The following is a 24,980-nucleotide window of genomic DNA, read 5'->3' as shown; positions in this document are numbered from 1 at the left end:
GCTTTACAGACTGCGGATTTGGTTTTGGATGAGGGAACCCACCGTGTCGGCGAACTGGTCCAGGGAACGGATGCGGGCGAAGTTCCGGCCATAGACGGTGTGGGCGGCGGGCAGGTCGTCGTCATTCCCGGTGAAAACGCACATGACGTTGATGCCCTTGTAGGTCAGGGACCGGATCTCCATGGCGGTGTTCTGGATGCCGTTGTCCGCGGCGTATTCCACAAAGCTTCCGCTGTGGTTCATCTGGATCACGTCGTTGGGTTTCACGTCGGAGAGGAGGATTACCAGCTTGTGTTCGCTGGGGGAGTCCTCCAGTCCCTTGGCCAAGGCCCGGATGGCCAGGCCGTCCCGGTTGCAGCCGGTGGTGAAGTAATTGAAGATGCGGTCGTTTTTGTCCGTCTCATAGTAGTCCCGATAGCGGGTCACCACGGTGTATCCGCTGAGGGAGCAGAAGGAGGATACTCGCACCGGAATGTGGCAGCGGGTAAGGCTTTCGGCAATCATATAGCCTTGGGCGGCCACCACCGCCTGCCGGTCGATCTGGGAGCTGGAGGCATCCAGAAGAATGTCCACCGACAGGTCGCCGGGATCCGACTGGAGAATACGGGTGAACACCTTGTTGTCGTCCAAGTACACGCCCCGCCAGATGCGGCCGGCATCCAGCGCGCCGGAGGCGGCACGGACAGGGGTGGGCTGGAGATAAGCCAGCATGGCGTTGCGGATGCGGGCGGTGAGGCGGCGGATGCTGGTGCGGTGGCGGGTGGCGTCGGCTTCGTAGGCGGCCCGGTTCAGCTCCATCTGTCGCAGGGCGTTGCGCCGCTGGGCGGCCACATAGCCCTTGAGCTTTTCATGAGTGTCGTCTCCGGTGGCGTAGTACAGGTGGCAGCCCTGGTGCTCGTCCACGCAGAGCTCCCGCTCCAGGCTCTCCAGCTGCGACTGGTCGTATAGGGGGGCGCCGAAGTAGCCCCGCATGTATTTTCGCAGGGCGGCTTCCGTCTGGGCCAGGTTGTAGTCCGTCAGGCGGCGCTGGACCGGCTCTGCGTTGGCTCCGCCGCCCTGGCCCTTCACCAGATGCTCCCCGAACCCGTGGCCAAAGGCCCGCACGGCGGGCAGCAGGTCCGCCTCGGACCGGCGGCGGAAGGCGAAGAGGGGGCGGCGCCGTTTCCGCTCCTCCGCCTCCTGGGCCTGGGTCTCGCCGGGGGTGAAATGGAAATAGGTGTGGAGGAATGCCAGGGCCCGCTCCGCAATGGCAGGGCCGTCCAGGTCTCCGGGGAACTCCAGGGCATCCAGCATTTCCCGGTCCCTGGGCAGCAGGGGCGGTTCGCTCTGCCCCAGGGCCCGGCAGAAGTGGGCGTTTTCCAGCGCGGCCAGCAGGTCGCCGGGATCTGCCCGCTGGTCCAGAGCCACGGCCCGGCGGGCATAGCTCCGCCGCAGGGAGGGCAGCGCCGGCCGGCGGGGAGCCTCCCGCTGGTAGACGGCGTTTTCCAGCCCCAGCCACAGCAGCTGCTCAAAGAGCTGTTCCTTGGAGCAGCCGTGGAGGGATTCAAACAGCCCTTCTATGGTCTCTGCTCCGTAATTCTTCCGCACGGCGCCGATGATGCTGTTCCAATACAGGTCTGCACGGCCATCCTCGTCGTATGCCTTGAAGTCCGGCTCGAAGGAGTAGTCCGCAGCGGCGTTCCAGATCAGGTTCCGGGCCCGCCGCTTCTCACTGTCCAGGATCTCCATCAGTCAAACACATCCTCACGGCGGAGCGTCTCCGGCAGGCGGGTGCGGATCACGTCCCGCACCAGCTGCCGCTCAAAGTCATCAAAGGACTTGTTGACAAGGCCCAGATCCAGCGCCCGGTTGCCCTCCAGCCCGGTGCGCATCAGTCGCACGGCGGCCAGCAGGCCCCGCAGGTCCAGAGGCTTGGTAGAAAGCTCTCCGCCGTCGCATTTCTTCTGGATGTCCTGGAACAATCCGGCGAACTGCTCGGCATACACGCCTTTCAGAGAGGGGAACTCCCGCTTCAGGAGCTTGATGAGCCCCTCGGTGGTGATGGCGGGCATGTCGATCACCACGAACCGGGAGGCCAGAGCCTCATTCAGCTCCCGGGTGCCGGCGTAGCCGTAGTTCATGGTGGCGATGAAGCGGGTGGCGTCGTGAAGGGGAATGCGTTCATAGCCAGGCATGTCGATGGAGCGGCGGAAGTCCAGCGTGGCGTGGAGCACCGCCAAAGACTCGTTCTTGGCCATGTTGATCTCATCCAACACGCCGAAGCCGCCGGTCTCCGCACACTGGTAGATGGGGCCCTTCCGCAGCTGTACGGCGCCGTTTTCAAAGGTGTCCGTGCCCAGCAGGGTGGCGGCGTCTGTGTTGATGTAGAAGGACACGTTCCAGCTGGGGCGGCCGAACACGGTGGCCAGGTTTTCCGCCAGCACATTCTTGCCAGTGGCCTTGGGGCCTACCAGCAGCAGGTTCTCTCCGCAGAGGATGGCGGTGATGGCCTCCTCCCAGATGTCCTTTCCATAATAGAGATACCGGGGATCGGGGACCCGGCGCCGCAGGGTCTCGTCCTCCTCCGGATAGGCGTCCCGAAATTTTTCGATCTCCGCAGTGATGTCGGCGCTGACGCCTTCATCCCGCAGAAATTCCAGCATATCCAACATAGTGTGAACCTCCCGTGTTTTCTGACTCTATCATAGCATGATTCCTGAAAATGGCAAGAGAAAAAGGCGCGCCCGACATTCACCGGGCGCGCTGAAAGGATCAATCTGTATTCTCCAGGGGAAAAGTCACTTGCCAGAGGCCCTCCGTCAGGGTGGCGGCGGTATAGAAGTTGCCGTGGAGGGTGCATCCTGCCAGCTCCTCCGGCGGGACGGCAAAGAGAAAGTCCATATAATCCGTCCGGCCGCCAGCCGTCTCACCTGTAAAATAAGAGATACCGGTACAATGGAATTCCCTGCCGTCGGCATCTTCCATCCACAAAAACGCGTGGTTGTCCGTCCTGGAGGCGTCTCCCCGGCACAGCTGGATGTGGAAGAGGCCGTCTGCGTAACCGGCGGCTGTGATGGGCAGGCCCTCCGCGGGCTCCGCCAGGACTTCACCGGGTTGCAGCATTACGGAAGCCAGATCGCCGCTTCCACCGGTGGCAGAGTAATAGGTCACCTCCGGTTCCCTCACCCCTGCGGCAGGGAGATCAGCCCCCCAGGTGAGGGCGGTCTCCGCCTCTTGGGCATAGTTCGTCAGCTTCAGGTCCACCGTCACGCCCTCCATCGCCTTCTTGCCTGTCAGCAGCTGCCGGACGGAGAAGGTCATCTTGCCGCCGGTGGGAATGGGGGAGCCGTCCATGGTTTTCACAGTGCAGAGAAAAGTGACTGTCCCGGTGGCCTCGTCCCAGGCCACCCGCTCACAGCGGCCGGTCTGGTCAAAGGGCAGGTGGAAGGACCAACTGTCAAACAGGTCTGTGGTGGCGTCCACAGGACCGCCGGAGAGGACGATGTACGCCTGGGCAGTGTCTCCCTCCACCCGGACGGCCGCTACCTCCATGGTGATGCCGCTGTCCGTGCAGGCTTCCTGCACCGGCTGGAAGAACTGGGCTACGGCGGGGGCAATCCGGTATAAAACCGCATATCCCGTCTCCGACCAGACCGCCAGGGCTGGGGTGGCCAGCAGCACTGCCGCCACGGCAGCGGCCGCCGCCAGCCGGCGCAGGGGGAGGCGGTGTCGGTCAGGGTGGGAGAGAGTCTTGCGGATCAGGTCCGGCGACGGGCCGACAGGCTCGTTCATCCGGCGGTAGGTTTTGGAAAAGTTCATATATCCTCCTTCAGCAATGTCCGCAGCTTCTGCCGGGCCCGGGTCAGCTGTGCCCGGACGGTGGAGGGAGACCGGCCCAGAATCCGGGCGATCTCCTCCGTCTGATAGCCCTCATAGTAGAACAGGTGGATGACGGCCCGGTATTTGCCGGGGAGATGGGCCAGAGCCTCGTCCACAGCGGATTCCACGGAGTCTTGGTAGGAATAGACATCCTCCAGCGGGAGGGTCCGCATCCGCCAGGGGGAGGCCAGCAGGCTCCTTGCGCAGTTGGCCGTCACCCGCAGGAGCCACGCCCGCCGGTGTTCCTCATTCGCAAAATCCGGAGCGGACCGGTGGAGCCGGAGAAAAACCTCCTGAAACACGTCGTCGGCGTCGCTGCGGGAGCGGGTCATGGCGTAGGCCAGCCGGTAGACTGCGGAGCCGTATTGCGCCACGGCTTCGGCGGTATCGGGCATGTGATCACATCCTTCTGTAAGGAATACCCGGCAGAGGGCGGAATTGCTGCAAAGAGAAAAAACATTACATTTGTTTTGGCGGGAATGTTGCGTTTGGTTGCGGCGGTGTCAGGTGGCTGTGGTGGACTTTCCCGGCGGCGCTTGGTATGATGGGACCAGCGAAAGAGACTGGAGGAGGAAGACTCATGTCCTTTGGAGAAAAACTGACCCGCCTGCGGAAGCGGGAGGGGCTCAGTCAGGAGGCGCTGGCGGAGCGGCTGGGGGTCTCCCGCCAGGCGGTGAGCCGCTGGGAACAGGGGGCGGCCCTGCCGGACGCGGCGAAACTGCTGCCCTGCGCCCGGCTGTTCAGTGTGGACGTGGAGTGGCTGCTGGATGAGGAACAGGATGGGGAGGATCGGCTTTCGGCGGCGGAGTTCCTGCAGGGAACGGAAAGGCCCTCTGTTCACAGAGACTGGCCCTGGTATATCGCCGGCGGCATCGTCACCGGCGCGGGTTCTTTGGGTATGGTGACCATGGGGATTCTGAGCGCCGTCTTTCCTGTCGTGGTTTCCGAGGCTCCGGCGGGGGTGGAGTGGGTCCGCATCTACACCGGCCTGGCTGGTTTTCTGAAAGCTCACGGCGTAGAGTGGCTCTTTGCCCTTTGGGCGGCGGTGGCCCTGGCGGGGCTCTGGCTGCTGGCCCAGCCGCCTATCCGGCGACGGGAGCAGACGGCCTCCCAGTTTTCCTCCTGGTACGCCGCGGGCGTGGCGGTAGGGCTGTACGGCGTCGGTCAGACCGCCTGGTATGTCCAGCTGGGCAAGCTGAGAGACCTGCCTCTGCTGGCCCTTTTCCTGGCGGCGGCGGTCTGGTGCACGGTGCGGCAGTTTTGGCGGCTGGGCGGGGAGCCGGACGAGACCCGCAGGCGGCAGGAACGGATCATTGCCCTGCTATACACCGTCGCACAGGGAGTCCTTCTCCTGCTGACGGCGGAGGCGGGCTTTGGCCTGGTGGCGCTGGTGCTCCATATTGGGGTGTATTTCATCTGCGCTGCAGCCATAACCTGGAGGCGGTCCGGCAGGGGAAAGCACTAAACACAAAAACAGGAGGCCGGTCTCCCGGCCTCCTGCCTTTGTGTCTGTTCGGTTATCCCATCAGATAGGCGTACTTGGTCAGCACCGTCCAGATGAACACCTCGATGTCGGCGGGCAGGTCGTTCTTGGCGTCCAGATCTGCCTCGAACACCTTGCTGTCCAGGCGCACCAGCACCTTCTTCCCGCCCAGAGGCAGGAAGCCCTGATTGTTTACACTCTCGTCAAAGCCCTCCCGGGTCAGGAACAGGGTGAACTTCTCCCGGTAGGGGGCGGAGTCGTAGGGGCAGAACACGGCGCAGTTGCCGCACTCGTTGCACATCCGGTCCACGTGGAGGATCTGCTGGCGGCCGTCCGGCAGCTCGATGACCACATTGGCCCGGTTGGGGCACACGTCGGCGCAGACCTGGCACACCACGTTGCAGGTCAGGCACCGGTCGCCCTCGCACTTGGCGCTCTCGCAGAGGACGCCCTTCTTGGCGACGGCCTCCTCCCGGGTGGCTACGGCCTTGGCGGGGATGGCAAACTTGTGGGCCTCGCCGATGACGGCATTGGCGAAATACTGGGCGTCGGCAATGCCCTCCACCACGGTGGCGGGCCCGCGCATGGCGTCGCCGCCGGCGTAGACGCCCTCGAGATTGGTCTTGAAGGCGGGGATGCCCTTCTCGTCCACGGTGATGCCGTTCCGGGTGAAAACCTCGCTCTCAACCTTCTCGCCCACGGCGGAGACCACGGTGTCGCAGGGGATCTCCACCATTTCGCCGGTGGGGACGGGCTTGCGGCGGCCCTTGTCGTCCGGGTCGCCCAGCTTCATCTTCTCACAAATCAGCTTGCCGTCCTTCTGCTCCACAGGGGCTACCAGCTCCAGGAACTCCACGCCGTCGGCAATGGCCATCTCCAGCTCCTCCGCATCGGCGGGCATATACTTCTTCGTCCGGCGGTACACCAGGGTAGAGGATTTGGCCCCGGCCCGCAGAGCGGCCCGGGCGGCGTCCATGGCGGTGTTGCCGCCGCCCACCACGGCCACATGGCCCAGGGAGACGTCCTTACCCGCCTTCATGTCGCGCAGCCAGCCGATGACCGGCACCACGTTGCCGGGGATGTCCAGCCGTCCGGCCTTCCAGGCGCCTACGGCGAAGAAGATGTGGGTATAGCCCTGTGCCTTCAGCTCTGCCACAGAGGGGGCCTCGGTGTTCAGCTTTACCTCCACGCCCATCTTCTCCATCAGAGCCACGTCCTTGTCGATGGCCTCGTCGCTGATGCGGAAGGCAGGGATCACCTGCCGGACGATGCCGCCCAGGCGGTCCGCTTTTTCAAACAGCGTCACGGGGATGCCCGCCCGGCCCACGAAGTACGCCGCGGACATGCCGGTGGGGCCGCCGCCGATGACGGCCACCTTCCGGCCGTCCGTCACCGGCGCGGGAGGCGTGATCTTGGACATGTAGGCGTCATAGCCCTTTTCGGCCGCCACCAGCTTGGTGGCCCGGATGTTCACGGGCTCGTCGTAATAATTCCGCATACACTTGGTCATGCAGTTGTGGGCGCAGATGGTGCCCGTGATGAAAGGCAGGGGGTTCTTCTCGGTGATGAGCCGCAGGGCGGAGGCGTACGCGCCCTTCCGGCACAGCTCGATATACTCCGGAATGTCCTGGTGGATGGGGCAGCCGCCCTTGCAGGGAGCGGTGAAGCAGTCCAGCAGGGGAACCTTTTCATAGAGTTTGCGGCGGGGCAGGGGCTTGATGGCCTTCACGTGATACTTGTCGGACCGGGCCGCCAGAGAGAGGGCCTCGATGCCGACCACGTCCACGCCGGTGAAGGGCTTGAAGTCCAGAGCGTCCAGCTTGTCTCCGATCTGGGTGAACCGCTGGTAGCCGCCGGGCTTCAGCTCGGTGGTGGCCATGGTGATGGGCCAGATACCGCAGGCGAACAGCTTGTCAATGTTGAAGGCGTCGGCACCGCCGGCATAAGAGAGGCGCAGCTTCCCGCCAAACTCCTTGGCCATCATGGCGGCCATGGTGGTGGTCAGGGGGAAGAGGGACTTGCCCGCCATGTACATCTCCTCGCTGGGCAGTTCCCCGGCCTTCACGTCCACAGGGAAGGTGTTGGAGAGCTTCAGGCCAAATTCCAGACCCTCCCGGTCCGCCAGGGCCTGGAGGCGGTGGAACATGGGCACCGCGTCGGAATACTGCAGGTCCTCCTTGAAGTGGTGGTCGTCGAAGGCGATATAGTCATAGCCCATGGAGTCCAGAATGGACCGGGCGGTCTCGTACCCCAGGATGGTGGGATTGCACTTGACGAAGGTGTGCAGGTGCTTCTTCTCCAGCAGGTAGCTGGCGATCCGCTCGATCTCGTCCGGCGGGCAGCCGTGGAGGGTGGACACCGTCACGGATCCGGACACATGGGGAGTGATCGTGTCGATATAATCGCTTTCTCCCGGGAAGAACTCCTTCAAAACAGCGATGCACTCCTGGAAGATGGGCGTCTTGGAGGCGTCCACCATGCCGTTCAGGAAGGTGTCGATCTTCTCACCCTGGATGCCTGCCAGGTCATAGCCCACGGACATGTTGAACACGAATCCGTTGGGATCGCCCAGACCATAGACCTTTGCCATGATCTTCAGGGCGCACCAGGCCTTCACATACTCCTCAAAGGCCTGCTGGACATACAGCTCCGTGGACCACTCGCAGTTGTAGCACTCATCCTCCGCCAGAATGCAGGGGCGGTTGATGCAGGCGGCCAGATCTGCGCCGTCCATCTTCTGGACGGTCTTCAGCTCGAAGAACCGGGCGCCGGCGAAATAGCCGGCAATGATGTTCTGGGCCAGCTGGGTGTTGGGGCCGGCGGCGGGGCCGAACGGAGTCTCGATGGTCTCCCCGAAGATGGGGAGCTTCTTCACGCCGGCCTTGTAGGGCTTGTGGACGCCGAACACGGCGCCGTCCCGGCGGTATTCGGTGGTGATCCAGGTCATCAATTCCCGAAAGGGAATGGGGGTCATTAACTCAGACATAGTTTTTCCTCCTCAGAATAACTCCTGAAATACGAATGCGCACTGCTTCCGCAGGGGCACATCGGCCGGTCATCAATACTCCTTGTGGTTCAGCCGGCCCCACAGACGCTTGCTGCTCTCCAGAATGTGGGCATTCACGGCCTCCTCGTCGATCTCCGTCAGGACCCGGTCCTTCATCAGGATTCTGCCGTTAATCATGGTGGTCTGGCACTGCCGCCCCGTCATGCCGAAGAGCATGTGCCCGTCGATGTTGGCATCAGAGAACGGTGTGAAGGGCTTGTAGTCCATGACGATCACGTCCGCCGCCGCGCCGGGCTTCAGCACGCCCAGAGTGGGGAAGCCGGTGCGCTCCGCCATCTTGGCGTTGTTGCGGAACAGCATGTCCGTCACCTCGCACCAGCCCACGTTGGGCATACAGGCGTTGTGCCGCTGGGAGCACAGGGCCACCTTGATGGACTCCAGCATGTCGTTGGTGTAGGCGTCGGTACCCAGACCGATCAGAATGCCCTTCTTGTAGAGCTGCAGCACCGGAGAGATACCCACGGCGTTGCCCATGTTGCTCTCCGGGTTGTTGACGCACATGGTGTCCGTGGCCTTGATGATATCCATTTCCGCCGTGTTCACATGGATGCAGTGGCCCAGGATGGTCTTGGGTCCCAGGATGCCGTGGTCCTGGAGCCGCTGGACGGGCCGGCGGCCGTAGTTCTGGAGGGAGTCGTACACGTCGTTCATGCCCTCGGACACGTGGATGTGATAGCCCACCCGGCCGCTGTTGGCCGCCGCCATCCGGTCAAAGGTCTTGTCGGAGATGGTGAACAGGGCATGTCCGCCGAACATGGCCTTCAGCATATCGGAGGGGTTCTGCTCGCAGTAGTCGATGAAGTCCTTGTTCTCCTGCACGGACTGAAGGGATTTCTCCTCCCCGTCCCGGTCGCTGACCTCATAGCACAGGCACGCCCGCATCCCGAATTCCCTCGTCACCTCGGCGATCCGCATCAGGGAGCCGGGGACCTCACAGAAGCTGGCGTGATGGTCGAAAATGGTGGTGACGCCCTGCTTGATGGAGTCGATCACCAGGGCCTGGGCGCTGGCCTTGGTGGCCTCCAGGTCCAGATTCCGGTCAATGTACCACCACTGGCCGTCCAGCACCTCATAGAAGCTGGTGGGGTTGTACCCATCGATGGAGAGGCCCCGGGCCAGGGCGGAGTAGATGTGGGTGTGGGCATTGATAAGGCCCGGCATGATGACGCCGCCACGAGCGTCCACAAATTCCGCCTGGGGGTACTTGGCCTTCAGATCCGCGGTGGTGCCGACCTCCACGATCTTGCCGCCATCGGTGACCACGCCGCCGTCCGGCAGGTAGCCGATGCCCTCCGGATCCCGGGTGATGACCTTGCCGTTTGCCAGTAAAATCATAAAAATGACCTCCTTTTGTCCGTCTTTTGCATATCTGATAAAAAGAAAAGGCGCTTCAAACCGCTGTCGGTTTGAAACACCTACCAAAAGACCGGAATGATAGGTGTCAGCCCGTGCGCGCAGCACTTCGTTGCAGCTATCATTCTTCCCTTGTACTTGTATTTTACCGGACAGCAGCCTAAAATGCAAGCAGGGAAGCTCAAAAATTTTCAGATGGATTTTGTGTAGTTTGCCGGAAAGCGGCGGAACTTATTCCCAACCGGGTCCGTCTACATGAAATGAAATAAAGAAAGCGATGGAATCAGAGAAAGAGGAGGCGTCAGAATGAAACGGCTTTGGATTTGCCTGCTGGCTTTTGCGCTGCTGACGGGATGCGGCGATTCCGGCGACATTGCGGTGACAACGGTATACGAAACAGATGACCCGCCCCGGACCGCCCTGACCACGGAGTGGGAGACCTACGACCCGTCGGTGGAGACGGTGTGGTGCATCCTGTCCTATGAGGGGGAAGGGGAATCTCTGGAGTATGGGGCGCCCTATTGGCTGGATGTGCGGGAGGCGGACGGCAGCTGGACCCAGGTGCCCCTGGCTGAGAACGCCGGATGGGATGCCATGCTGTATACCCTGCCGTCCGGTGAAAAGCAGGCGTTTCCGTGCATCCTGTCCCTGTTTGACTACGACTTCTCCGGCGGCGGTACGTTCCGCGTCATCAAAGAGATCGGAGAATATACGGCCGCGGCGGAGTTCACCCTGACAAAGGGGGCGGTCATCTCCGCAGAGACGCCTTACGGCTTCGGCCCCATGGAGGAGGTACCGGAGTACGGCGACCCGGCGGAGCTCTCCGCCGGCGGTGCCGTGGTGTTCACCGAGGCGGGAACGGAGAACGCGGATGCGGCGGAGATATTTTTGGAGAAGGTCTCCCTGGGCATCCCCTGCCAGCTGCGGACCCTTCAGAACTACTATGAGAGCTGGCCCATGCTGATCGACGTCATCTATGACGGCCGCGGCTTTCTCTGGCGGATGCGGACCGGCGGAGAGATCACGGAGAAACGATTTTCCTACATCGTGACGGACGGCACGGACGTATACCTCTCCAACGGCGCAGACTGGGAGAGCACAGAACAGTACGACAGTGAGAAGGCGTTTCTGCTGCCCTCCGGCTCCGGATCCTTCCTGGTACCCGCGGCGGAAGCGATGACAGATGACCGGCTGGCGGAAAATACCGCCCGCTATCGGATCTGGTCAGGCGACGGGATGCGGGCTGCTTCCCTGACGGAGGACCCTGCAGAATTCAGCGTCATACGCTGTGACCCGGAGAGCGGAACATGGAGCAGGTCCTGGACCATCCGGGAGCTGGATGACCGGGCCACGGCAGTGAGGGACCTTTCCTGGCTGGAATCCGGAGCACTCCTGCACATCACTTATGAAACGGAGAAGGACGGCACGCTGACGGTTGACTTTGTGCCGGACGCTGAACTGACTGATCCCGGCGATCTCTGCGGCTATCCGGCGGAATAGAGACTGCGGGGCCGGCGGTTTGCCGGTTTTTCCGTAGAATACTGCAAAATCTTGGGATTTTCCATTGACAAGGGCACAAAAGCTCTGATATTCTATTCGGGCTGATTGAAACGATTTCCCGACCATTCCCCAACATTAAAAAGGAGAGAGATGCACACATGCTGGGAGAGATCATTGCGGATTTGAGCAACTGGATGTATACCTACCTGCTGGTGATTCTGTTGGTGGCCGCCGGACTGTTTTTCACCATTCGGAACCGGTTCCCGCAGCTGCGGCTGCTGCGGGAGGCCATCCGCGTGGTGGTGGAGCGGCCGGAGAAGGAGGGAAGCGTGTCCTCCTTCCAGGCGCTGATGGTGTCCACCGCCTCCCGGGTAGGTACGGGCAACATTATCGGCGTGTCCGTGGCCATCTGCATGGGCGGCTACGGCGCCGTGTTCTGGATGTGGCTCATCGCCCTGCTGGGCGGCGCCACGGCCTTTACCGAATCCACGCTGGCGCAGATTTACAAGCGCCGGAACCCGGAGACCGGCGAGAGTTACGGCGGCCCTGCCTATTATATTGAGGCGGCCCTCCACAGCCGTCCCCTGGCGGTGCTGTTTGCCCTGAGCCTCATCGCCACCTACGCCGGCGGCTTCAACATGCTCTGCTCCTACAACCTCCAGTCCACCTTCTCCGGATACAGCTTTTATTCCCCGGAGTGGACGCCCTGGATCATCGGCGGCATCGTGGCGCTGCTGACCGGGTACTGCGTCATGGGCGGCGGCAAGCGGATCATCGCCTTCGCCTCCACTCTGGTGCCCATCATGGGCGGACTGTACGTGCTGGTGGCCCTGGTGGTCATCGTCATGAACGTGGGGCTGATTCCCCAGGTGTTCGGACGGATCTTCTCCGAGGCGTTCGATTTCCAGGCCATCTTCGCCGGCTTCACCGGCTCTGCCGTGATGCAGGGCGTGAAGCGGGGCCTCTTTTCCAACGAGGCCGGCGTGGGCTCCGCCCCCAACGCTGCCGCCTCTGCCAATGTCAGCCATCCGGTGAAGCAGGGGCTGGTCCAGATGCTGTCTGTCTTCCTGGACACGCTGGTGATCTGCTCCGCCACCGCCTTCATGCTGCTGTGCTCCGGTGTGGAGCCCGCAGTGGAGCTGCAGGGCGCCCCCTATGTGCAGTCGGCCCTGGCCGCCTCCTTCGGCACCCTGGGTCCCGTTTTCATCACCGTGGCCATGGTGCTCTTTGCCTTCACAACTCTGATCGGAAACCTCTACTATGTGGACAATGCCCTGGCGTATCTGCTGGGGCACGTGCCCTCCAAGCGGTTCATGGTGGTGTTCCGCCTGATTGCCATGGGACTGATTTTCCTGGGCGCCGGCCTCACGCTGGATCTGGTGTGGAACCTGTCTGACGTGCTGATGGGCGTCATGGTGCTCATCAACATTCCGGTGATCGCGGTCCTCTCCCGTCCGGCGGCGGCAGCCCTGCGGAACTATACCGAGCAGCGCAGGGCCGGCAAGAACCCCGTGTTCCGGGCCGCGGACATCGACCTGAAGGAAAAGACCGAATACTGGAACTGAAATAAAAACGGCAGGGCTTTGAAAGCGGACGCTTCGGCGTCCGCTTTTTTTGCATAGAATGGAATAGAAACAGAAAATTTACAAAAACTACTTGAAATAAAAAATGAAATCGCTTAATATAATATCGAAAACTATATTATATGATGCGGACGGCATGATGCCGGATTTCAAGAAGGAGAGACCATTCCATGCGCAAACTGTTTGCAAAGGCCCAGGACCCCATCAGCTGTGAAACCCATGCGCTCGGCGCGGTGGCCGCACTGGGGGGCGGTCTGCTGTATCTGCTTCGGGGCGTCTGGACGGATGCGGCCATACCGGCGGTGGCGGCGGCCCTGTGCTTCTGTCTGTCTATGGCGGCACTGTATGCCGCCAGCGCCATCTATCACTACTATCCCGGCACTGCCGCCAGCGGCGGAGTGAAGCGGGTGCTGCGGAAAATGGACCACAGTATGATCTATGTGTTGATTGCCGGCAGCTACACGCCCTTCTGCGTGGTGCTGCTGCCCCAGCCCAGGGGAACACAATTCTGCCTGATCCTCTGGGGCGTGGCCCTGGCGGGGGTGCTGGCGAAGATGCTGTGGATCAACGCACCGCGGATGCTGTCCACGGCAGTATATCTCATCATGGGATGGTCCGTGGTGTTTGTGGCAAAGGACTTCACCGCTCTGGGCCAGCCCTGCCTGACGCTGGTGGCCCTGGGCGGGATCTGCTACTCGGTGGGAGCGGTGTTCTACGCCGTCAAGAAGCCAAACATCTCTGCAGAGTGGACCTTCCACGAACTGTTCCACCTGTTGATTCTGGCGGGGTCTTTCTTCCACTATCTGGCGGTATATCTGTATGTGCTGTGACGCAGTGGCGAAAAATCTGACTGAAAACGAAAGCAGCCCGGCGGAATATCCGCCGGGCTGCTTTTGGAATCTGTGCAATTGGAACACTGGCGCGGTTTATTGCGGGCTTTCATCCGGTATCGGAAGGCCGTGCGACTCCATCAAGCCGTACGACTCCAGCAGAGCTTTTGCCTCGTCCAGAGATGCTGCCGGAGCGACATAGACGGAGGAGCCGGCTACGTAGGTTGACGTTCCGTCGTCCTCGCCGGGGACCCGCTCAAAGGGGAACAGGAAGAACTGCGTATATTCCCGGTCTGTGTACAGTTCCCCGAAAAACGTGTGGGCGGGGAACTTTCCGTATTCGAGCAGGCCCCGGTTGAGGCCGCCGCCCTCATGGGCCATGGTCAGCCAGACCTTGCTGGCTTCCTCAGAGGTGAAGGGCTGGTCCTCCAGTTCCAGATAGCCGCTGAAGCTGTCATCCTGCCCCCACTGCTTCACCATCTCCCCGTGGAAATGCAGAGTGGTGTTCACGGCCGTGGCCTCGCCATCCTCCCACAGGACCGCCGGGAGTGTCACGTCCACCTGTGACCGGAATTTCACCATGCGGGCAATGACCAGTGCGGCAGCGAGAATCAGTACCAGACAGATCACCGTCGTGGCCCGGTTGGGGCCGTGCCGTTTGGCGTTCGTCTGCTCTGGGGCCATGGTATGCTCCTTTCCGCCGGACGGGACCGGCCTGCCGTGCATCACACACGTAAAGGGAGAGCGCTTTATTTTGTCCCGAAGATCCGGTCGCCGGCATCGCCCAGACCGGGGACAATATAGCCGTGCTCGTTCAGATGGTCATCCACGGCGCCGCAGTAGATGTCCACGTCCGGGTGGGCCTTCTGGATGCGCTCCACACCCTCCGGCGCGGCCAGCAGAACCATCAGCTTGATGTTTTTGCAGCCCCGCTTCTTCATCTCGGTGATGGCGGCCTCGGCGCTGCCGCCGGTGGCCAGCATGGGATCCACGATCATGATGTCCCGCTCCGCAATGTCCTTGGGCATCTTGCAGAAGTAGACATGGGGCTCCAGCGTCTCCTCATCCCGGAACATGCCGATGTGGCCCACCCGGGCGGAGGGCACCATCCGCAGCACACCGTCCACCAGCCCCAGGCCCGCCCGGAGGATGGGCACCACAGCGAACTTCTTGCCTTTCAGGGTGGGGGCGATGGTCCTGCAGATGGGGGTCTCCACCTCCTTGGTGGTCAGGGGCAGATCCCGGGTGGCCTCATAGGTGATCAGCATCCCGATCTCGGAGACGATCTCCCGGAAATCCTTGACGCTGGTGTCCTTGTCCCGCAGGATGGTCAGCTTGTGGGCCACCAGGGGGTGGTCCATCACATGCACTTTGCCGCTCATACTTATAAACTCCTTTTCTCTGATATCCTTGATGTAAACCGTTCCCTACGATCTAAACCGTTCCCTCAGATCTGGGGCGGCTGCCGCAGACGCTGGGCCTGGGGAGGGCGGAGATAGACCGGAAGCAATTCCTGGGCGGAGACCAGCTTTCCCGCCCGGGCCAGGTCCTCGGCGCACAGGGCCACGGACATGGCGTTCTGCATCACCAGTTGGGGCGGTGCCAGGCGGCAGGGCAGTCCCGACTCTGTCAGCGCCTTCTCACAGAGGACGGCGCCGTCCCCCACGATCACCAGGGGCAGCGGCTCGCTCCGCAGCTCCTCCGCCAGCTCCGCAAGGCCGATGGCGCGATCCGGCGTCCGGCGGGTCAGGCGGCCATGTTCGGAGGTGAAGAGGGCGTTGTAGATCTGGCTGCGCCGGGCGTCCATGGCGCAGACCACCAGGGCGTCCATGTGGGCCACGTTCCGGGCCATGGCCTCCAGGGTGGAGACGGCCGCGCAGGGCTTGTCCGCGGCAAAGGCCAGTCCCTTGGCAGCCGAGACGCCGATGCGGATGCCGGTGAAGGACCCCGGGCCTGCCGCCACAGCGACGGCGTCGCAGTCCTGGACGGTCAGGCCGGTGTTTTTCAGCATGGCCTCCACAATGGGCATCAGGGTGCGGCTGTGGGTGAGGCCGGTGTCCTGATAGCCGGAGCAGAGGACTTTCCCATCCTCCGTCACGGCGGCGGAGACCGCCTTGGCGGAGGTTTCCAGTGCCAAGATCCTCATCGGGCGGCACCTCCTTCCACGGTGATGCTCCGCCAGCCGTCGTGCTCCGGATGGCGGGTGAGGGTCACATAGACCGTGCCCTCCGGCAGGGCGTCCGCCACCTGCTCGCTCCACTCCACGGCGCAGACGCCGCCCCGGGAGAGATAGTCCTCCCAGCCGATGTCGAACAGGTCCTCAGACCCGCTCAGCCGGTACATATCGAAGTGGAACAGAGGGGTAGGGCCCTCATACTCGTTGACGATGGTGAAGGTGGGGCTGGTGACCCGGCCCCGGCATCCCAGGCCACGGGCAAGGCCACGGGTAAAGGCGGTCTTGCCCATGCCCAGACCGCCCCGGTAGGCCACCACGGCGCCGGGAGAGAGAGCGGCGGCCAACCGTTCACCAAAGGCCTCCGTCTCCGCCTCGCTGTGGGAAATATACTCCACGAAGCAGCGCTCCTTTCCAGTGACATTTCCAAATCCGATTCAGTATACCATATTTTGAACAGTCTGTAAAAACAAATTTGCGGCGTTTACACATCTTTTCATTTGTGGTATACTGCATTCGTCAAATTCTGCGCCGGAGGAAATGGAAACGCCCATGTGGAACCGACTGAAAGCCATTCTGGCAGACTTCATCCAGCAGGCCGACCTGGTGCTGCTGGGGCTCTGCTGCGCCGCCACCCTGTACGGCATGGCGCTGATCGCCAGCGCCACCCGGTATCTGAACATCGGCGGCATCGTGCGATATGTGGGCGTCCAGGGGGCGGCCATGGTGCTGGGCATCTGCGCCTATATCTTCATGTCCATGTTGGACCTGGAGCGGCTGATGCGGCGGTGGAAGTGGCTTGTGGCCTTCAACGTCGTGTTCATCGCCCTGCTGCTGACACCCTTTGGCGTCTCGGACAACACGGGCAACACCGCATGGCTGAAATTTCCCTTTCTCCCCTTCAGCATCGGCCCGGCGGAGGTGGTGAAGATCACCTTCACCCTGCTGCTGGCCAAGCAGCTGGAGTGGCTGCGGGAGGTGAAGCGGGATCTGAAATCCTTCCCCTCCGCCCTGATGGTGGCGGGGCACACCATCGCCCTGATGGGGTGGTACGTGGGGATTTCCGGGGATATGGGCAACGGCCTGACATTTTTCTTCATCTTTCTGTGCATGGCCTTTGTGGCAGGCTTCGCTCTGCGGTGGTTCGTCCTGCTGTTCGCCGGCAGCGGGGCAGCCATTGCCGCCTCGGTGGCTCTGGGCCTGATGCCGGACTATATGATCAACCGTTTCCGGGTCCTGTTTGACCACTCCTATGATACCCTGGGAGCAGGCTGGCAGCAGACCCGGGGCCTGCTGGCCCTGGGCTCCGGCGGCCTCTTCGGCCAGGGATACATGCAGGGCACCCAGACTCAGGCGGGGGAGGGGTCCCTGCCGGCCCGGCACACGGACTTCATCTTCTGTGTCTGCGGGGAGGAGCTGGGGATGATCGGCTGTCTTGTTGTGATCGCCCTGCTGGCGGCCATCATCATCCGGGTGCTGCTGGTAGCCCGCCGGGCTGAGACGCCCTTCCACTGCTATGTCTGTGTGGGTGTGGCGGCCATGCTGATCTTCCAGACTGTGGTGAACATCGGTATGTGCCTGTTTGTGATGCCCGTGATCGGTCTGACCCTGCCGTTCTTCAGCTACGGCGGGTCCTCGCTGTTGACGCTGTATGCCGCCATGGGCGTGGTGTCCGGCATCAAAAAGCGATCCCCTGTGGTCCGCCGTCCGGGCAGGCCCCTGGGGTGAGCGGAAGGATCTCCCAAACACGGCCGGAGTGCGCTCCGGCCGTGTTTTTCTGCATATTTCCGGCGGGCGGGAAGAAACTAGCGGTGCACCCAATTCAATACAGGAGGTATGATCGCCTTGAAGACCCAACTGATGAAACGCGCCGCCGCCCTGTGCCTGGCGGTAGTCCTGACCCTGTCCGTCAACGCCGCCGCCCTGTTCGGCGGCAAGGAGAAGGCCCAGCCGGCAGAGGGGATCCCCACGGCCCAGGCGCTGGAGATCCGCACCTACCGGGGCATTCCCTATCACGCCCAGTTTCTGGCCGCGGGCGGCGAGGGAGAGGACCTGACCTTCACCGTGGAGAAAGAGCCCAAAAAGGGCACCGTCCAGATTGACGGCGCCAGCTTCACCTATACCCCGGAGGGGGATTCCACCGGGAGCGACAGCTTCACCTATACCGCCACTGACAGCGCCGGACGCGTGTCTCAGCCTGCCACGGTGAGCGTCACCATTGAGAAGGCCAAGTCCGGCGTCACCTATGCGGACACGGCGGACAGCACCGCCGCGGTGGCCGCGCAGGACCTGGCGGAGGCGGGGATTTTCACCGGAGCCAAGATCGGAGACCAGTACTACTTTGAGCCGGATAAGCCCGTCTCCCGCAGCGAGTTTCTGGCCATGGTGATGGAGACTGCCGGGGACGAGCCTACCGCCGTCACCATGACCGGCTTCTGCGACGACGCGGCCATCCCCACCTGGGCCAAGGCCTACGCCGCGGCCGGTGTGGCGGACGGCATCATTCAGGGCGTCTCCACAGCGGAGGGCGTGGCCTTCCAGGGAGACGAACCCATCACCTTCAATGAGGCGGCTACCGTGCTCAACCGCGTCCTGGCGGTGGAGGATGTGGATCTGGCCGGCTGGTACGCAGACCGGGAGGCAGTGCCCTCCTGGGCGGCCCAGGCCGTGGGGAACATGGAGGCGGTCAGCGTCCTCGCCGCGGGCAGCTTCGGCAGCGCCGCCATGGGAGAAACCGTCACCCGGGCGGACGCGGCCCAGATGCTTTCCGCCGCCGGCACCCTGCTGGAGGGAGAACCGGCCGGCCTCTTCGACTGGCTCCTCTGAGCCGGAAATTTCCAGCAGAACAAACAGCCCTCCGAAAAAGCGCCCGTGCTTTTTCGGAGGGCCTGCGGCGTTTTAACAGTTGTATTTGGGGGCGGTTTGTGCTAAACTATGGAACATTAAAATAGGATGATTATGACTACCCATCGGAGAGCAGTCAAGATAGAAGGGACTGGAAACGAGCATGAAGATCGTTGTATTGGCGGGGGGAATCTCCACAGAGCGGGCGGTCTCCCTGGTGACGGGCACCGGCGTGTGCCGCGCCCTGCGGGAAAACGGCCATCGGGCCATCCTGGTGGATCTGTTCCTGGGGCTGGAGGAGGTCCCGGCGGACCTGGAGACCCTGTTTGACGCGCCCGACGGCCTGTGCCCCGACGCGAAGATCGAGGTGGAGGCGCCGGACCTGGAGACGGTGAAGCGCGGCCGGAAGGATCAGGGCCCCAGCCACATCGGCCCCCACGTGCTGGACATCTGCCAGAAGGCGGACCTGGTGTTCCTGGGCCTCCACGGTATGGACGGGGAGGACGGCCGCATCCAGGCCGCCCTGGATTTACTGGGCGTGCCCTACACCGGCGCGGGTCATCTGGCCTCCGCTGTCGCCATGGACAAGGCGGTTTCCAAGCAGATTCTGGACGCGTGCGGCATCCCCACCCCCAAGTGGCGGCTGCTGTCCTATGGACTGGATGAGGCGGAGCCCCTGGCCCAGACGCTGCCTATGCCCTGCGTCATCAAGACCATCGGGGGCGGTTCGTCCCTGGGGGTGTACTTACCGGAGGACCGGACGGAGCTGAAGCGGGCCCTGGAGGAGGTGCTGCGCTACGGCGCCAAGGTCCTGGCGGAGGAGCGGATCTACGGCCGGGAGCTGACAGTGGCGGTCCTGGGGGACCGCTGGCTGCCGGCGGTGGAGACCGTGCCCGCCGGAAAGGAATTTGACTACGTGGCCAAGTACCAGGCCGGCGCGGCGGTGGAGACCTGTCCGGCCGATGTGCCGCCCGCGGTGATGCAGGCCGCCGGTGAGCTGGCCCTGCGGACCCACCGGGCGTTGGGATTGGAGGTCTACTCCCGCACGGACATGATTCTGGACAAAGACGGAAATCTGTGGGTGCTGGAGGCCAACTCCCTGCCGGGCATGACCCCCAACAGCTTTGTCCCCAAGGAGGCCGCCGCCGTGGGCATGAGCTACAACCAGCTCTGCGAGGAGATCGTGCGGCTCTCCTGCGACGTGAAGAGAAGAGGGTGAACTGCATGCAGCCAATGACCATTCCTGAGATCATATCCGCTGTGGACGGCACCTGGCTGAATCCCCGGAAGGGGGCGGCCCCCGTCACCGCTGTGTGCACCGACAGCCGGAAGATTGCCCCCGGCTGCCTGTTCCTGCCCTGGGTGGGGGAGCGGTTCGACGGCCATGACTTCATCGACAGGGCCCTGGACGCGGGAGCCGCCGGGTGCTTGTGCGCCCGGAGGCCGGAACTGCTGCGGCTAGACAAGTTCTATATCCAGGTGGCGGACACCCGGCTGGCCCTGCGGGCCCTGGCGTCCGCCTACCGGGACCGGTTCGCCATCCCCTTTGTCCAGGTCACCGGCAGCGTGGGCAAGACCACCACAAAGGAGATGCTGGCGGCGGTGCTGGGGGCGAAGCTCCGGGTGCTGAAGACACCGGAGAACTTCAACAACGACATCGGCACGCCCCTGACCCTGCTGGGCCTGGGGCCGGAGCATCAGGCGGCGGTGATCGAGACCGGCATGAACCACTTCGGGGAGATCCGCTATTTGGGGGAGATGGTGCGGCCGGACATCGCCGTCATCTCCAACATCGGTGACGCCCACATCGAGCATCTGGGCAGCCGGGAGGGGATCCTCAAGGCCAAGAGCGAGATTTTTGAGAACCTGAAGCCGGAGGGACTGGCGGTCCTTAACGGGGATGACGCCCTGCTGAACACCCTGGACCTGCCCTTCCGGACCGTCCGCTGCGGCCGGTCGGAGCACTGCGCCGTCCGGGTGATGGACATGGCCGACCACGGCGTAGCGGGAATTACCTGCACCGTCGTGTCCCCCCGGGACACCTATCACCTGACCATCCCTGCGCCGGGAGAGCACATGGCCTACTCTGCCGCCATCGCCGTGGCGGTGGGAGAGGAGCTGGGCCTTTCCACGGAGGAGATCACCCGGGGCGCGGCTTCGTATGAACCCGCCGGATCCCGGATGCGGGTGCTTCGTCTGCGGGACGGGCGGCTGGTGCTGGATGACTGCTACAACGCCAATCCCCAGTCCGTCACTGCGGCCCTGGAGATCCTGGCCAAGACTGAGTGCGGCCGGAAGGTGGCCGTGCTGGGGGACATGGGGGAACTGGGGGACCTGACGGACCAGGCCCACTACAACATGGGCGCCCTGGCCGCCATGCTGGGCATCGACGAGGTGGTGGCCATCGGCGCCAAGGCGGAGAAGATCGCCGACGGCGCCGCCCAGAGCGGCGGTTCCGTCACCCATTTTGCCACCAAGGAGGAGGCCGTCCACGAATTGACTGACCAGCTGGGCACCGACACCGCCATGCTGGTGAAGGCGTCCCACGCCATGCACTTTGGCTGGATCGTGGAGCAGTTGAAACAAGCGTATGATTGAAATTCAAGTGAACAACCTGGTGAAGTCCTTTGAGGTGGGGAAGAACGTCCTGGACGGCCTCACCTTTCAGGTGGACCAGGGGGAGCGGGTGGGGCTGCTGGGCCGCAACGGCGCGGGCAAGACCACCCTGTTCAAGATACTGACCGGCGAGCTGGACTACGACGAGGGCACCGTCGTGGTGGGCCAGGGCCGGCGGGTGGGCCTGATCTCCCAGATCCCCGTCTACCCCGCCGGCTGCACAGTAGAGGACGTGCTGCGCTCCGCCTTCGCCCGGCTGGAGAGCCTGGCGGAGGAGATGCGGGCCCTGGAGGCCCGGATGGCCGCCGGGGAGAGCGACCCTGCCATTTTGAAGCGGTACGGCACATTAAGCGAGCGGTTTGAGGCATTTGGCGGCTATGACACGGATGTGGCGGTGAATAAGATCGCCAACGGCCTGTCCATTCCGGACAGCCAGCGGTCCCAGCTGTTCGACAGCCTCTCCGGCGGGGAAAAGACCCGGGTGAACCTGGGCCGCCTCATCCTGGAGGACACGGACATCCTGCTGCTGGACGAGCCCACCAACCACCTGGACCTCCACGCTACCGAGTGGCTGGAGGAGTACATTCGCTCTTTCCACGGCACGGTGGTCACCATCTCCCACGACCGGTATTTCCTGGACCGCACCGTCACCCGGGTCATCGAGATCCAGGACGGGAAAGCGGAGTTTTACAGCGGGAATTACAGCTTCTATGCCGTGGAGAAGGAACGCCGCTACCAGGAGCGGATGAAGCAGTACGAAAAAGAGCAGGCCAAGATCGCACAGTTGGAGAAGGCGGCGGAGCAATTGCGGGTCTGGGCTTTCATGGGCATGGACAAGACCTACCGCCGGGCCATCTCCATGGAAAGGCGCATCGAGCGGATGCGGACCACCGCCAAACCCACCAAGGCGCGGAAGATGGACGCCCGGTTCTCCTCCGCGGAGTTCCACGGGGACGAGGTGCTGGGCATCCGGAACGTGTCCAAGTCCTACGGGGACAAGCACCTCTTTGAGGGCATCAGCCTGAAGGTGGAGGGGGGCGAGCGCATCGCCCTCATCGGCGACAACGGCACCGGAAAGTCCACCCTTATCAAGATGATCGTGGGGGAGCTGTATCCGGACGACGGCCGCATCAAAACCGGCCCCCAGGTGAAGGAGGCATACCTGCCCCAGATCATCCGCTTCGACCACCCGGACTGGAACCTGGTGGAGAATATGATGGCGGCCAAAAAGGGCCTCTCGGCCCAGTCGGCCCGAAACCGGCTGGCGGCATACGACTTCCGGGGCGAGGACGTATTCAAGCCGGTGTCGGTGCTCTCCGGCGGGGAGCAGAGCCGCCTGCGGCTGTGCATGCTGATGGATGACGAGATCAACTTCCTGATCCTGGACGAGCCCACCAACCATCTGGACATCGACTCCCGGGAGTGGATCGAGGAGGCGGTGGAGGCCTACGACGGGACGCTCCTGTTTGTCAGCCATGACCGGTACTTCATCAACCGCTTCGCCACCCGGATCTGGGAGCTGGCGGATGGCACCATCACGGATTATCCCTGCGGCTTTGCCCAATACCGGCAGATGAAGGCTCAGGAGGAGGCGGAGAAGGCCGCCGCTCCCAAGCCGGAGAAGGAGCGGGAAAAGCCCGCTGCGGAGCGGCCCCAGCGGGGCAACAAGGCCCAGCAGGCGGCCAGGCGGCAGCTGACCATCTGTGAGCGGGACATCGCCAGGGCGGAGGAGCGCATCGCCGCTCTGGAGGCGGATATGGAGGCCGCGGCCTGTGACTATGAGAAGCTGAACGAGCTGGTGGGGCAGAAGGACGCCGCCCAGGCGGAGCTGGACGCCCTGTACGAAAGGTGGGAGCAGCTCAGTGAAGAGGCAGAGGGCTAAACAGCGGCCCCTGTACCGGTACGATGTCTACCGGGGCCGCAGAAGAGGACAGGCCCGGCTGATCGGGGCGGCGGGCTGCGCCGTTTTCGGCCTGCTTCTGGTGCTCATCCGGAGCCTGGGCATCCGGTTTTCCGGCTTTCTGCTGCTGGGGCTGGCGGCGCTCCTGGTGCTTTCCTGGCTGCTGGATCGCCTGGCCGCCGGAAATCACCGCTGGCGGCTGATCCACCGGGGCTTTTATGGCTGCCTTACGGTGGGACTGGCTGCGCTGCTGGGGCTGGAGGTCTTTATCATTAACCGGGGGCGCAGCGACATGACGCCCCTGCCGGCAGACGCGGTCATCGTCCTGGGGGCGGGGGTCAACGGCACTGAGCCGTCCCTGTCCCTGCGGACCCGGCTGGACAAGGCCGTGGACTATCTGGAGCGGTGGCCGGACATCCCGGCAGTGCTCACCGGCGGCACCGGCTACGGCGAGGAGATCAGCGAGGCGGCGTGCATGTACGACTACCTCACGGCCCATGGCGTGGAGCCGGGGCGGCTGATTCTGGAGGATCAGGCAACCAACACGGCGGAGAACTTCGCCCTCTCCAAGCCCCTGCTGTATGAGGCGGGGGTGGACCCAGCGGAGGGACGGGTGGCTGTTGTCACCAACGACTTTCACATCGCCCGGGCGGAGCTGATCGCTGCCCGGGAGGGCTACGGAGACGTGGCCGGGATCCCAGCGCCGCTGCCCTGGGTTCATTTGGAGATCAATTACACCCTGCGGGAGGCCTTTGCCATGGTAAAGACCTTTCTGTTTGACTGAGCGGATACGGAGGAACCAAATGAGCGATATCTTATGTATCTATTACTCCCGGACGGGGAACACCAAGAAGGCCATGGAGGAGATTGCCGCCGCCCTGGACGCGGAGCTGGCGGAGCTGCGGGACAACGCGGACCGGAGCGGCTGGCGGGGCTGGCTGCGCTGTGGGCTGGACGCCATGCGCAAAGACACCCGCCCCGTGGCCCCGTTGGAGACAGCCCGTCCCCTGGGGGACTACCGCTTGGTGATCCTGGGCACGCCGGTGTGGGCCGGGCGATCCAGCGCCGTCATGCGGTCCTTTCTGAAAGACCGGGGCGGGGAGATCCGCAACGCGGCCTATGTGCTGACCCGCAGCAGCGGCTCCCAGTACCAGGAGGTTTATCGCCAGATGGATCTCTGTGTGCCCGCCGGTCATCTGGCGGCGGTGTCCTTGCGAAGCGGGGACGTGGGCTGGGCATTCTGGCAGGAGGAGTTTCTCCGCCAGGTCCGGGCCTTTCTGGAGGGGCAGTAGCGGCAGACCCTTTTCTGAAATCAACGGGAGAGGAGATGCCCCATGCTGGAAAAACTGAAGGAGCTGGCCCTGCGGTATGAGGACCTGCAGGCCCAGCTGGCAGACCCGTCTGTCTATGGCGACGCGGAGCGGCTGAAGACTGTAAATCGGGAGCTGAAGGACCTGACTCCGGTGGCAGAGGCGTACCAGGCATACCGGCAGGCGGAGGCGGACCGAGCCGCGGCGGAGGAGCTGCTCTCTGACCCGGAGATGCGGGAGTTGGCCCAGGAGGAGCTGACCGCCGCACGGGAAGAGATGGAGCGGCTGCGGCAGGAGCTGAAGCTCCTGCTGCTGCCCAAGGATCCCAATGACCGGAAGAACGTGATCCTGGAGATCCGGGCGGGTACCGGCGGCGAGGAGGCGGCGCTGTTTGCCGCGTCGCTGCTGCGGATGTACACCATGTACGCTACCGCCCGGGGCTGGAGGACTGACACCGTGGAGC

At 63.3% G+C, this 24,980-nt stretch carries 22 protein-coding genes; 12 read left to right on the top strand and 10 right to left on the bottom strand.

The genetic code is table 11. From position 1 onward, the window contains the following. Positions 1-3: 3 nt before the first annotated feature. The 4 genes from QVE23_RS04895 to QVE23_RS04880 form a co-directional block, all read right to left on the bottom strand. A complete protein-coding gene (locus QVE23_RS04895; protein ID WP_287967181.1) occupies positions 4-1,728 on the bottom strand; it encodes a vWA domain-containing protein in 1,725 nt (574 codons plus the stop codon). Next, a complete protein-coding gene (locus QVE23_RS04890) occupies positions 1,728-2,651 on the bottom strand; it encodes an AAA family ATPase (RefSeq protein WP_021747821.1) in 924 nt (307 codons plus the stop codon). Before QVE23_RS04890 ends, QVE23_RS04895 begins: the two co-directional genes overlap by 1 nt. Before the next feature lie 100 nt (positions 2,652-2,751). Next, the gene (locus QVE23_RS04885) at positions 2,752-3,798 is read right to left on the bottom strand and encodes a DUF4179 domain-containing protein (protein WP_287553977.1); all 1,047 of its coding nucleotides are present in this window, start codon (positions 3,796-3,798) and stop codon (positions 2,752-2,754) included. Next, positions 3,795-4,253 (bottom strand): RNA polymerase sigma factor, encoded by a 459-nt coding sequence (locus QVE23_RS04880; protein WP_119310857.1) that lies wholly within the window; start codon positions 4,251-4,253, stop codon positions 3,795-3,797. The genes QVE23_RS04885 and QVE23_RS04880 overlap by 4 nt, the downstream gene beginning before the upstream one ends. 185 nt (positions 4,254-4,438) lie before the next feature. Between QVE23_RS04880 and QVE23_RS04875 the strand changes: the two genes are divergently transcribed. Continuing rightward, positions 4,439-5,323: a helix-turn-helix domain-containing protein gene (locus QVE23_RS04875; RefSeq protein ID WP_287967679.1), complete on the top strand. Its 885-nt coding sequence runs from the start codon at positions 4,439-4,441 to the stop codon at positions 5,321-5,323. A 52-nt stretch (positions 5,324-5,375) separates the two neighbouring features. Here QVE23_RS04875 and ygfK read toward each other — a convergent pair whose 3' ends face one another. Together ygfK and ssnA are read right to left on the bottom strand one after the other, a co-directional pair. Next, positions 5,376-8,327, bottom strand: coding sequence for a putative selenate reductase subunit YgfK (gene ygfK / locus QVE23_RS04870; RefSeq protein WP_287967678.1), 2,952 nt, complete (start codon positions 8,325-8,327; stop codon positions 5,376-5,378). 72 nt (positions 8,328-8,399) lie between these two features. Next, the gene (ssnA, locus tag QVE23_RS04865; RefSeq protein ID WP_021747815.1) at positions 8,400-9,743 is read right to left on the bottom strand and encodes a putative aminohydrolase SsnA; all 1,344 of its coding nucleotides are present in this window, start codon (positions 9,741-9,743) and stop codon (positions 8,400-8,402) included. 324 nt (positions 9,744-10,067) lie between these two features. Here ssnA and QVE23_RS04860 point away from each other — a divergent pair, with 324 nt between their 5' ends. The 3 genes from QVE23_RS04860 (at position 10,068) to trhA (ending at position 13,674) form a co-directional block, all read left to right on the top strand. Next, entirely contained in the window at positions 10,068-11,261 is a 1,194-nt protein-coding gene (locus tag QVE23_RS04860; RefSeq protein ID WP_021747813.1) for an immunoglobulin-like domain-containing protein, read from the top strand. Between the two features lie 158 nt (positions 11,262-11,419). Further along, positions 11,420-12,826: an alanine/glycine:cation symporter family protein gene (locus tag QVE23_RS04855; RefSeq protein ID WP_021747812.1), complete on the top strand. Its 1,407-nt coding sequence runs from the start codon at positions 11,420-11,422 to the stop codon at positions 12,824-12,826. A 188-nt stretch (positions 12,827-13,014) separates the two neighbouring features. Beyond that, on the top strand, positions 13,015-13,674 hold the full coding sequence (trhA, locus tag QVE23_RS04850; RefSeq protein WP_021747810.1) for a PAQR family membrane homeostasis protein TrhA: 660 nt from the start codon (positions 13,015-13,017) through the stop codon (positions 13,672-13,674). Between the two features lie 96 nt (positions 13,675-13,770). Here trhA and QVE23_RS04845 read toward each other — a convergent pair whose 3' ends face one another. The 4 genes from QVE23_RS04845 to tsaE all read right to left on the bottom strand — a co-directional run bounded on the left by QVE23_RS04845 (position 13,771) and on the right by tsaE (position 16,245). Beyond that, complete coding sequence (locus QVE23_RS04845; RefSeq protein WP_287967677.1) at positions 13,771-14,358, bottom strand: hypothetical protein; 588 nt, start codon at positions 14,356-14,358, stop codon at positions 13,771-13,773. Positions 14,359-14,423: 65 nt separating this feature from the next. Then, on the bottom strand, positions 14,424-15,056 hold the full coding sequence (upp, locus tag QVE23_RS04840) for a uracil phosphoribosyltransferase (protein WP_021747808.1): 633 nt from the start codon (positions 15,054-15,056) through the stop codon (positions 14,424-14,426). Positions 15,057-15,121: 65 nt separating this feature from the next. After that, entirely contained in the window at positions 15,122-15,820 is a 699-nt protein-coding gene (gene tsaB / locus QVE23_RS04835; protein WP_021747807.1) for a tRNA (adenosine(37)-N6)-threonylcarbamoyltransferase complex dimerization subunit type 1 TsaB, read from the bottom strand. Then, a complete protein-coding gene (gene tsaE / locus QVE23_RS04830) occupies positions 15,817-16,245 on the bottom strand; it encodes a tRNA (adenosine(37)-N6)-threonylcarbamoyltransferase complex ATPase subunit type 1 TsaE (protein WP_287967676.1) in 429 nt (142 codons plus the stop codon). Before tsaE ends, tsaB begins: the two co-directional genes overlap by 4 nt. Positions 16,246-16,399: 154 nt before the next feature. On the opposite strand from tsaE, the gene QVE23_RS04825 reads away from it, so the two are divergent. From QVE23_RS04825 to QVE23_RS04790, 8 genes are all read left to right on the top strand, one after another. Next, on the top strand, positions 16,400-17,575 hold the full coding sequence (locus QVE23_RS04825; RefSeq protein WP_119310861.1) for an FtsW/RodA/SpoVE family cell cycle protein: 1,176 nt from the start codon (positions 16,400-16,402) through the stop codon (positions 17,573-17,575). Between the two features lie 117 nt (positions 17,576-17,692). Beyond that, positions 17,693-18,673 (top strand): cadherin-like domain-containing protein, encoded by a 981-nt coding sequence (locus QVE23_RS04820; protein ID WP_287967097.1) that lies wholly within the window; start codon positions 17,693-17,695, stop codon positions 18,671-18,673. A 181-nt stretch (positions 18,674-18,854) separates the two neighbouring features. Continuing rightward, the gene (locus tag QVE23_RS04815) at positions 18,855-19,910 is read left to right on the top strand and encodes a D-alanine--D-alanine ligase family protein (RefSeq protein WP_119310862.1); all 1,056 of its coding nucleotides are present in this window, start codon (positions 18,855-18,857) and stop codon (positions 19,908-19,910) included. Between the two features lie 5 nt (positions 19,911-19,915). After that, entirely contained in the window at positions 19,916-21,289 is a 1,374-nt protein-coding gene (locus QVE23_RS04810; protein ID WP_287967675.1) for a UDP-N-acetylmuramoyl-tripeptide--D-alanyl-D-alanine ligase, read from the top strand. Beyond that, the gene (abc-f, locus tag QVE23_RS04805) at positions 21,282-23,189 is read left to right on the top strand and encodes a ribosomal protection-like ABC-F family protein (RefSeq protein WP_287967674.1); all 1,908 of its coding nucleotides are present in this window, start codon (positions 21,282-21,284) and stop codon (positions 23,187-23,189) included. The genes QVE23_RS04810 and abc-f overlap by 8 nt, the downstream gene beginning before the upstream one ends. Beyond that, positions 23,170-23,991 (top strand): YdcF family protein, encoded by an 822-nt coding sequence (locus tag QVE23_RS04800; protein WP_287967673.1) that lies wholly within the window; start codon positions 23,170-23,172, stop codon positions 23,989-23,991. The genes abc-f and QVE23_RS04800 overlap by 20 nt, the downstream gene beginning before the upstream one ends. 19 nt (positions 23,992-24,010) lie before the next feature. Then, positions 24,011-24,499, top strand: coding sequence for a flavodoxin family protein (locus QVE23_RS04795; protein ID WP_021747798.1), 489 nt, complete (start codon positions 24,011-24,013; stop codon positions 24,497-24,499). Between the two features lie 42 nt (positions 24,500-24,541). Continuing rightward, positions 24,542-24,980 (top strand): PCRF domain-containing protein (locus QVE23_RS04790; RefSeq protein ID WP_287967672.1); only part of this gene is annotated, 439 nt, incomplete at its 3' end.

This window comes from Oscillibacter sp. KLE 1728 (assembly GCF_934833455.1).
GTDB lineage: Bacteria > Bacillota > Clostridia > Oscillospirales > Oscillospiraceae > Oscillibacter > Oscillibacter welbionis.
Note: the sequence above shows the minus strand (reverse complement) of the source record. Positions and strands in the feature narration are given on the sequence as shown.

Excerpts from the sequence above, each read along its gene's own strand:
- tsaB (WP_021747807.1), bottom strand. The coding sequence starts at position 15,820 with ATGAGGATCTTGGCACTGGAAACCTCCGCCAAGGCGGTCTCCGCCGCC.
- QVE23_RS04845 (WP_287967677.1), bottom strand. The coding sequence starts at position 14,358 with ATGGCCCCAGAGCAGACGAACGCCAAACGGCACGGCCCCAACCGGGCC.
- QVE23_RS04810 (WP_287967675.1), top strand. The coding sequence starts at position 19,916 with ATGCAGCCAATGACCATTCCTGAGATCATATCCGCTGTGGACGGCACC.
- QVE23_RS04890 (WP_021747821.1), bottom strand. The coding sequence starts at position 2,651 with ATGTTGGATATGCTGGAATTTCTGCGGGATGAAGGCGTCAGCGCCGAC.
- QVE23_RS04895 (WP_287967181.1), bottom strand. The coding sequence starts at position 1,728 with ATGGAGATCCTGGACAGTGAGAAGCGGCGGGCCCGGAACCTGATCTGG.
- QVE23_RS04825 (WP_119310861.1), top strand. The coding sequence starts at position 16,400 with ATGTGGAACCGACTGAAAGCCATTCTGGCAGACTTCATCCAGCAGGCC.
- QVE23_RS04860 (WP_021747813.1), top strand. The coding sequence starts at position 10,068 with ATGAAACGGCTTTGGATTTGCCTGCTGGCTTTTGCGCTGCTGACGGGA.
- abc-f (WP_287967674.1), top strand. The coding sequence starts at position 21,282 with ATGATTGAAATTCAAGTGAACAACCTGGTGAAGTCCTTTGAGGTGGGG.
- QVE23_RS04855 (WP_021747812.1), top strand. The coding sequence starts at position 11,420 with ATGCTGGGAGAGATCATTGCGGATTTGAGCAACTGGATGTATACCTAC.
- QVE23_RS04815 (WP_119310862.1), top strand. The coding sequence starts at position 18,855 with ATGAAGATCGTTGTATTGGCGGGGGGAATCTCCACAGAGCGGGCGGTC.
- ssnA (WP_021747815.1), bottom strand. The coding sequence starts at position 9,743 with ATGATTTTACTGGCAAACGGCAAGGTCATCACCCGGGATCCGGAGGGC.
- QVE23_RS04875 (WP_287967679.1), top strand. The coding sequence starts at position 4,439 with ATGTCCTTTGGAGAAAAACTGACCCGCCTGCGGAAGCGGGAGGGGCTC.
- QVE23_RS04880 (WP_119310857.1), bottom strand. The coding sequence starts at position 4,253 with ATGCCCGATACCGCCGAAGCCGTGGCGCAATACGGCTCCGCAGTCTAC.
- upp (WP_021747808.1), bottom strand. The coding sequence starts at position 15,056 with ATGAGCGGCAAAGTGCATGTGATGGACCACCCCCTGGTGGCCCACAAG.
- trhA (WP_021747810.1), top strand. The coding sequence starts at position 13,015 with ATGCGCAAACTGTTTGCAAAGGCCCAGGACCCCATCAGCTGTGAAACC.
- QVE23_RS04795 (WP_021747798.1), top strand. The coding sequence starts at position 24,011 with ATGAGCGATATCTTATGTATCTATTACTCCCGGACGGGGAACACCAAG.
- QVE23_RS04885 (WP_287553977.1), bottom strand. The coding sequence starts at position 3,798 with ATGAACTTTTCCAAAACCTACCGCCGGATGAACGAGCCTGTCGGCCCG.
- ygfK (WP_287967678.1), bottom strand. The coding sequence starts at position 8,327 with ATGTCTGAGTTAATGACCCCCATTCCCTTTCGGGAATTGATGACCTGG.